Source organism: Synechococcus sp. R8-2, assembly GCF_047461715.1.
In the GTDB taxonomy this organism is placed as follows: Bacteria; Cyanobacteriota; Cyanobacteriia; order Thermostichales; family Thermostichaceae; genus Thermostichus.
Genome location: NZ_JANSHQ010000583.1, coordinates 1 through 1157, shown reverse-complemented (window position 1 = coordinate 1157; position 1157 = coordinate 1). Strand labels below are relative to the sequence as shown.

1 protein-coding gene is annotated in these 1157 nt (G+C 64.3%); it reads left to right on the top strand.

What is annotated here, in order from left to right; all coding sequences use genetic code 11:
* The first annotated feature begins 172 nt into the window (after positions 1–172).
* Positions 173–1135: an IS110 family transposase gene (locus NW819_RS12750; protein WP_414413971.1), complete on the top strand. Its 963-nt coding sequence runs from the start codon at positions 173–175 to the stop codon at positions 1133–1135.
* Positions 1136–1157 lie beyond the last annotated feature (22 nt).

Below are 1157 nucleotides of genomic sequence, written 5' to 3'. Positions count from 1 at the left end.
TCTAGTATAATCTAACGGGACACGGTATACCGTTCTGCGCCAGGTTCACGAGATCGCCGCGGAGTGTTGGGTAGCCGTGTCCTTCAACGCGACCAAGCCGAACAGTTATCTGGGCCCTCAAACCCGCATATGCTAGCAAGGCTGGCGCCGTTTTCCTCAGGAGGTTCTGTGTATGGCTTCCCGTGAGTCGCTCTTTATCGGCATTGATGTCTCCAAACAGACGCTGGATGTGGCGTTTGGCGCCGACCCGCACGCGCCACGCGAGACGATACCGTATACCGACGAAGGTGTCCAGCTCCTGGTCACGCGACTCCAGCGCCTGCAGCCGACCCTGATTGTGCTGGAGGCGACCGGCGGGCTGGAGCGCATGGTGTTCGCCCAACTGCTCCAGGCTGGCTTGCCGACGGCGCGGGTGCAGCCACGCCGCGTGCGCGCCCTGGCGCACGCGGAAGGACGCCAGGCGAAGACCGACCGCCTGGATGCCCGGTTGCTCGCCCGCTGTGCCGAACGGGTGCGCCCGCCGCACCACCAAGCGACGGACGAGCAGCGCGCATCCTTGCGCGACCTGCTGGTCCGGCGGGAGCAGTTGATTCAGATGCGGACGGCTGAGATCAATCGGTTGACGGCTGCCGCGCCGAACCTCCGCCCGGGCATCCAGAAGCATATTGATTGGCTGGATCAGGAGATCCGTGCGCTTGAGCAGGAACTCGACAACGAGGCGGAGCGCACCGACGAGGTGCGCCGGAAACGGGAGCTGCGCGACAGCGTGCCCGGCATCGGCGCGATCACCGCACTGAACCTGCTGCTCCGCCTGCCCGAACTGGGGACCATCAATCGCAAGGAAGCGGCGGCCTTTGTGGGCGTTGCGCCGTATGCCAATCAGAGCGGCGCACAGCACAAACCCCGGCATATCTCCGGCGGCAGGAGGGATGTGCGCAGCGTGTTGTACATGGCGACCCTGGCGGCCACGCGGTGCAATCCGACCATTCGCGCCTTCTATCAGCGCCTGTGTCAAGCTGGCAAGCCGCGCAAGGTCGCCATCGTCGCTGCGATGCGCAAGCTGCTGACTATTCTCGGCGCAATATTGCGTCAGCAAAAGCCCTGGGATCCGGCTGTGCATACGAGCGCCCCTTGACAAGCAACACAGTTACTCCGCG